We start from the raw sequence: 205 nt of genomic DNA, 5'->3' as shown, positions 1-205 counted from the left end.
AACAGCGCGCCATAGCAGGTCATGTTCTCGAGGAACCAGTCGTCGCGGTCGGTCATCACCTGGACGTGCTCGCTGGCAATCTCATCGGCCACGCTCAGCATTTCTTCATAAGTGTCGCAGACGATGATCTCGCCATAGTCCTCCCAGCTTTTGCGGGCGGTCTCGGCGGTGGGCAGAATGCCGAGGATGCGATCGATCTCGGCCA

1 protein-coding gene is annotated in these 205 nt (G+C 59.5%); it reads right to left on the bottom strand.

The features are described 5' to 3' along the window. On the bottom strand, positions 1–205 hold a 205-nt coding region (locus AB0T83_RS20565; protein WP_366195044.1), incomplete at both ends, for a histidinol dehydrogenase.

This window comes from Meridianimarinicoccus marinus (assembly GCF_040689105.1).
In the GTDB taxonomy this organism is placed as follows: domain Bacteria; phylum Pseudomonadota; class Alphaproteobacteria; order Rhodobacterales; family Rhodobacteraceae; genus Meridianimarinicoccus; species Meridianimarinicoccus marinus.
This window is presented reverse-complemented; position numbering and strand designations above follow the sequence as displayed.